We start from the raw sequence: 6,143 nt of genomic DNA on the forward strand, positions 1-6,143 counted from the left end.
AAGGAACTAGAAGAGTTTCTTTCAATGTTGCGTTAATTATTCCATCTCTTTTGGCACAAATTGTAACAAGAGTCATTTAATCCCCCCTTATCTCTTTTATAAGCCAAAAAGAGACTCTTTTTAATAAACATATTACAACTTACAAGTTATAATACGCCAAATTTTTTGAGGAGTCTTAATGCTTGACCTGAACCTTGGTTTGATGTTATTTGTTTTAGTTATTTTCTTCTCTCTTCTATTTTTATTAAATCAAATGCTCTATAAACCTCTGTTAAAGTTTATGGATGATAGAGATAATTCTATTGCAGGTGATTTAAAAAATGCGAAAGAGATGTCGGGAAATAGTGATGAACTGCACGCTAAAGCTGATGCTATTATTGCTGATGCAAAAGCAGAAGCTAATGCTGTTAGAGAAAAGGCAGTGAGTGCTGCTAAAGCTTTAGCAGAGAGTAAAATTGAGAGCAAAACTAAAGAGCTTGATGTTAAATATCAATCTTTTGTAGATGTACTCTCTAAAGATAGAGAAGAGTTAGAAAAATCTCTCTTGGCAAGTTTGCCTCTCTTTAAAGAGAGTTTAAAATCCAAGATGAGTAGTCTATAAAGGAGGATGGAGAATGAAATTAAATAAAATTGCGTTAACTATTGCTTTTGTATTTCCTGTAGTGGCTATAGCTTCTAGTAGTGGACATCATGATGTTACGATGAGTAACTCTGATTTCTGGTACAGAGTGCTAAACTTTAGTATTTTTGCTGGTCTCTTGTATTATCTTGCAGCGAGTCCAATCGCAAGTTTTTTTAAAGGAAGACAGGCTGATATTGCTAGTCAACTTAAAGAGATTGAAGATAAGTTACAAGCTTCAAAAGATGAGGCAAAAGCGGCAGAAGCACAGTTGGTGCATAATAAAGCGAAAGCTAAAGAGTTAATTGTTGATGGTGCAAATGAGGCTAAAATCTTGGCAGAGAATATCGCTAAGAAAAATGAAGAGGCACTAGTTGTTCTTGGTAAGAGTCTTGATGAGAAGATGGAGCTTGAGAGTAAAAAGATGGCAAAAAATGTTATCAACAGACTTCTCCAAGATGGTATCTCAAATGATGATATTGCTGTTGATGAGTCAAAAGTTGTATCTCTAATATCTAAGAAGGTGGCATAATGGAAGAGCTAATCGCAAAACGATATGTTAATGCCCTATCAGAGGTGGCAACATCTGAGCAGAAGATAGCTTATAGTGAAGTACTGGGTGCTATTGCTGAACTTCTCCAAGATGAGAAGGTGGCAGAGAGATTGACCTCTCCACTCATACCAGCGACAGAGAAGACAGCTTTTGTATTGGATGGAATCAAAGGGAGTGACTCCAATCTGGAGAACTTTATCAAGATTTTGGGTGAAAACTCTCGTCTTGACCTTATACCAACCATTGCAAGAAGTCTCAACCAAGAGTTACAAAAAGAGAGCAATAACTATGAGGGAGTTGTTACTTCTAGTAACGCTTTGTCAGATGCAGACCTTGAAGATTTGCAGAACTCTCTTAAAAAATATACAGGTTCTACTATCAGATTGACTCAAACACAATCTGCCGTAGAGGGTATAAGAGTATCAGTTGAAGATTTAGGCATCGAGGTAAACTTCTCTAAGCAGAGAGTTAAAGAACAATTAATTGATTTTATTACAAAATCACTATAAATAAACGGAAGGAGTTGCAGTGGCAAATAAGTTACAAGCAGACGAAATTAGCTCGATAATCAAAGAGAGAATTGAGAATTTTGAGATAGGTGTTGATATCAACGAAGTTGGTAAAGTAGTAGGTGTTGCGGATGGAATTACATCTGTGTATGGTCTTAACAATGTTATGGCGGGAGAGGTTGTAGAGTTCGAAACTGGTGTAAACGGTATGGTTCTTAACCTTGAAGAGGCAAATGTTGGTATAGTTGTTCTTGGTTCTATGGTAGGAATTAGAGAAGGGATGAGCGTTAAGCGAACAGGAAAACTTCTTAGAATGCCTGTAGGTGATGCGATGGTTGGACGAGTGGTTAATTCACTTGGTGAGCCAATTGATGGTAAAGGTCCAATAGAGACTACAGAGACAAGACTTCTTGAAGAGAAAGCACCAGGGATTATGGCTAGAAAGTCAGTTCATGAGCCACTTCAAACTGGTATCAAAGCGATTGATGCATTGGTTCCAGTTGGTAGAGGGCAAAGAGAGCTTATTATTGGTGATAGACAGACAGGTAAAACAACTTTGGCGATTGATACCATTATCAATCAAAAAGGTCAAGATGTTACTTGTGTCTATGTTGCTATCGGTCAAAAGCAGTCAAATATCGCTGCGATGGTGAAGAAACTAGAAGAGCATGGAGCGATGGAGTATACTATTATCGTGGCATCTACTGCTGCTGATTCTGCTGCGTTACAGTACCTTGCACCTTATGCAGGTGTTACTTTGGCTGAGTACTATATGAACTCTAGCCGACATGCAGTTATCTTCTATGATGACCTTTCTAAACACGCAGTTGCTTACAGAGAGATGTCTTTGATTTTGAGAAGACCTCCAGGTAGAGAAGCGTATCCAGGAGATGTTTTCTATCTTCACTCAAGACTACTAGAGAGAGCAGCGAAACTTAGTGATGCGAATGGTGCAGGTTCAATTACAGCATTCCCAATCATTGAGACACAAGCAGGTGATGTTGCGGCATATATTCCTACCAATGTTATCTCTATTACAGATGGACAGATTTTCTTGGAAACTGACCTATTTAACTCAGGTGTAAGACCAGCTATTAATGTTGGGCTTTCAGTATCAAGAGTTGGTGGTTCTGCTCAAATCAAAGCTACTAAGCAGGTTGCAGGTACACTTAGACTTGACCTTGCATCGTATAGAGAGCTTCAAGCGTTTGCACAGTTTGCGTCAGACCTTGATGAGTATAGTCAACAGCAATTGGCACGAGGGGCAAGAATGGTTGAGGTTCTTAAACAAGGACCATTTGTACCAGTGCCAATCGAGAAGCAAGTTGTGATAATTTTCGCAGGAAATGGTGGTTATCTTGATGATATTCCAGTGTCGGCTGTTACTAAATTTGAGGCAGAATTGATGCCATTTATGGATGCTAAATATTCTGCTATCTTGGATGCTATCAGAACTGATAAAAAAATCACTGACGATACAGAATCGGCATTAACAAAAGCACTTGACGATTTCAGCGAAACTTTTTCGGCATAAGGGCTAAAAAATGGCTAACTTAAAAGATATTAAACGGAAGATTTCGAGTGTCAAAGGTACTCAGAAGACGACCCGTGCAATGAAACTTGTCTCATCGGCGAAGCTTAAGAGGGCAGAAGAGGTAGCGAAACGCTCCAAAACTTATGCCTCTAAGCTTACTGAACTTTTGAGCGAAATTGCTCAAAAGATGAATCAGAGTGAGGGCGAGATAGATAATGTTTTCTTTAGAGAGAACAAAAATCCATCAAAAGTTGATATTGTATTTGTCTCTGCTGATAAAGGTCTTTGTGGAGGGTTTAACTACCAAACCATCAAGCGAACCAATAAACTTTTAAAAGAGTTTGATGAGGCTGGTGTAGAGGTTAGACTTAGTGGTGTCGGTAAAAAAGGTATCGCTTTCTACAAATACAACAAACGAGAGATGATTAACCAGATAGAGGGCTTAAGTGCATCTCCAAATTATGAAGATGCTGCCAAATTTATCTCAGAATTGGTTGAAGATTATATTGCAGGAAAAACTGATAAAATCATATTGGTTTATAATGGCTATGTAAATATCATTACTCAAGAGATAACCCAACTGCAACTTCTACCAGTAGATATGTCAAATATCGAGTTGAATGTTGTCTCAATGTCTGAGCTAGAGATTGAGCCAGATGATGATGATACACTCATGGACGCATTGGTCAGAAAGTATATTGAGTATTCAATGTACTACGGACTACTTACATCTTTAGCAGGTGAGCATAGTGCTAGAATGCAAGCGATGGACGCAGCGACCAAAAATGCGGGTGAGATGGTGCAGAAGTTAACAGTGAAGTATAACAAAGCAAGACAAGAAGCGATTACGACTGAACTCATTGAGATTATCAGTGGTATGGAATCGTTGAAATAAGAAGGAGAAAATATAATGACAGGTAAAGTAGTACAGGTACTAGGTCCAGTTGTAGATGTTGATTTTACGGATTATCTTCCAGCAATCAACGAAGCATTGGAGACGACAATTAAATTAGAGAATGGAGACCAGAGATTGGTCTTGGAAGTTGCAGCACAGCTCGGTGATAATCGTGTGCGAACAATTGCAATGGATATGAGTGAAGGACTTGTAAGAGGTCAGGAAGTGAGAGCTACTGGTGACTCAATCAAAGTTCCAGTGGGTGAAGAAGTTCTTGGACGAATCTTCAATGTTATCGGTGAGACAGTTGATGATGCTGGTCCTTTCTCTGCAAAAGAGTACAAATCAATTCACAGAGACCCACCACCATTTGAAGAGCAGAGTACAAAAACAGAAGTTTTTGAGACAGGTATCAAAGTAGTTGACCTTTTGGCTCCTTATAATAAAGGTGGAAAAGTTGGACTATTTGGTGGTGCTGGTGTTGGTAAAACGGTTATCATTATGGAGCTTATCAACAATGTTGCGATGAAACATAGTGGTTACTCTGTATTTGCTGGTGTTGGTGAGAGAACTCGTGAAGGAAATGACCTCTACTTCGAGATGGAAGAGTCAAATGTACTTGACAAAGTTGCACTCTGTTATGGTCAGATGAGTGAACCTCCAGGGGCTAGAAACAGAATTGCTTTGACTGCACTTACAATGGCAGAGCATTTCCGTGATGAGATGGGTCTTGATGTACTTATGTTCGTTGATAATATCTTTAGATTTGCACAATCAGGTTCAGAGATGTCAGCACTTCTTGGACGAATTCCATCAGCCGTTGGTTACCAACCAACACTAGCGTCTGAAATGGGTAAACTCCAAGAGAGAATTACATCAACAACCAAAGGTTCAATTACTTCTGTTCAGGCTGTATATGTCCCTGCGGATGACTTGACAGACCCTGCTCCTGCTTCTGATTTTGCTCACTTGGATGCAACCACAGTTCTTAACCGTTCAATCGCAGAAAAAGGTATTTATCCAGCAGTTGACCCACTAGACTCAACGAGCCGAATGCTTGACCCATCAATTATTGGTGATGAGCATTATGCAGTAGCTCGTGGTGTTCAGGCAATCCTTCAAAAGTATAAAGACCTACAAGATATTATCGCAATTCTTGGTATGGATGAGCTTAGTGAAGAAGATAAAAACACTGTTGAGAGAGCAAGAAAAATAGAGAAATACCTTTCTCAGCCTTTCCATGTTGCTGAAGTATTTACAGGAAGCCCAGGTGTTTATGTTGAACTCGCTGATACCATCGCAGGATTTAAAGGTCTTATCGAAGGTAAATATGACGATATGCTTGAAGCATCATTCTACATGGTAGGAAATATGGACGAAGCAATCGCTAAAAATGAAAAGATTTTAGCGAAAACCAAATAAGTAGAAGGAGCAAAATATGAAGCTCATGAAACTTGAAATTGTGACACCAGAAGGTGTCATATTTGACGATGAGATTAAACAGGTAACTATCCCTGGAAGTGAGGGTGAGTTTGGTGTTTTAGCAGACCATGCGACACTAGTTTCACTTCTCAAAGCAGGAGTGATGGTTATCGAAACAGCTGACTCCAAAGAGATTTCTGTGGCTGTCAACGGTGGTTATGTCAAAGTTGAAGAGGAAAAAACTCTATGCGTTGTTGATGGTGCAGTAGCACTTAATGCAGAGGGAACTGAACTAGCTTCTAAACTAGAAGAGGCTAGAGAGATGCTTGAGAAAGCTCAATCCTCTTCTAAAGCTGATATTCTTGCTGCTAAGAGTAAGATTGATGGGATTAGTAAGGGGCGATAGGCTTTTTGCTTTTTCTTTTGGAGTTTTGCCAATACAAGTTTTGTATTGGTTTGGCTTCTATCTCTAAAAATTATACTTGTTTAAATACTCGGTAGTGTACCAATTTCGTTGATATAATTTTTCATTATAACAAAAGTCCAAAATCCAAAACATTAATCAATAGACCAATAACAATATCATGCATTTTGATAGACTTAGAGAAACA

General features: G+C 38.8%; 7 protein-coding genes. All 7 read left to right on the forward strand.

Annotation, left to right across the window (positions count from 1 at the left end; genetic code table 11):
• Positions 1 to 178: 178 nt before the first annotated feature.
• Genes GSY74_RS04045 through atpC form a run of 7 tightly spaced genes read left to right on the forward strand, consistent with a single transcriptional unit; the run spans position 179 to position 5,938 of the window.
• Positions 179 to 601 (forward strand): F0F1 ATP synthase subunit B', encoded by a 423-nt coding sequence (locus tag GSY74_RS04045; RefSeq protein WP_164663825.1) that lies wholly within the window; start codon positions 179 to 181, stop codon positions 599 to 601.
• Positions 602 to 614: 13 nt separating this feature from the next.
• The gene (locus GSY74_RS04050) at positions 615 to 1,151 is read left to right on the forward strand and encodes a F0F1 ATP synthase subunit B (RefSeq protein ID WP_164663826.1); all 537 of its coding nucleotides are present in this window, start codon (positions 615 to 617) and stop codon (positions 1,149 to 1,151) included.
• Complete coding sequence (locus GSY74_RS04055; RefSeq protein WP_164663827.1) at positions 1,151 to 1,681, forward strand: F0F1 ATP synthase subunit delta; 531 nt, start codon at positions 1,151 to 1,153, stop codon at positions 1,679 to 1,681. The genes GSY74_RS04050 and GSY74_RS04055 overlap by 1 nt, the downstream gene beginning before the upstream one ends.
• 19 nt (positions 1,682 to 1,700) lie before the next feature.
• On the forward strand, positions 1,701 to 3,215 hold the full coding sequence (atpA, locus tag GSY74_RS04060; protein ID WP_164663828.1) for a F0F1 ATP synthase subunit alpha: 1,515 nt from the start codon (positions 1,701 to 1,703) through the stop codon (positions 3,213 to 3,215).
• A gap of 10 nt (positions 3,216 to 3,225) precedes the next feature.
• Positions 3,226 to 4,110, forward strand: a complete 885-nt coding sequence (gene atpG / locus GSY74_RS04065) for an ATP synthase F1 subunit gamma (protein WP_164663829.1) — start codon at positions 3,226 to 3,228, stop codon at positions 4,108 to 4,110.
• 15 nt (positions 4,111 to 4,125) lie between these two features.
• Positions 4,126 to 5,532 carry a F0F1 ATP synthase subunit beta gene (gene atpD, locus GSY74_RS04070; RefSeq protein ID WP_164663830.1) on the forward strand — a complete coding sequence of 469 codons (1,407 nt, stop codon included), beginning with the start codon at positions 4,126 to 4,128 and terminating at the stop codon, positions 5,530 to 5,532.
• 16 nt (positions 5,533 to 5,548) lie between these two features.
• Complete coding sequence (gene atpC / locus GSY74_RS04075; RefSeq protein WP_164663831.1) at positions 5,549 to 5,938, forward strand: ATP synthase F1 subunit epsilon; 390 nt, start codon at positions 5,549 to 5,551, stop codon at positions 5,936 to 5,938.
• Positions 5,939 to 6,143 lie beyond the last annotated feature (205 nt).

Source organism: Sulfurovum sp. bin170, assembly GCF_010892395.1.
GTDB lineage: Bacteria > Campylobacterota > Campylobacteria > Campylobacterales > Sulfurovaceae > UBA1140.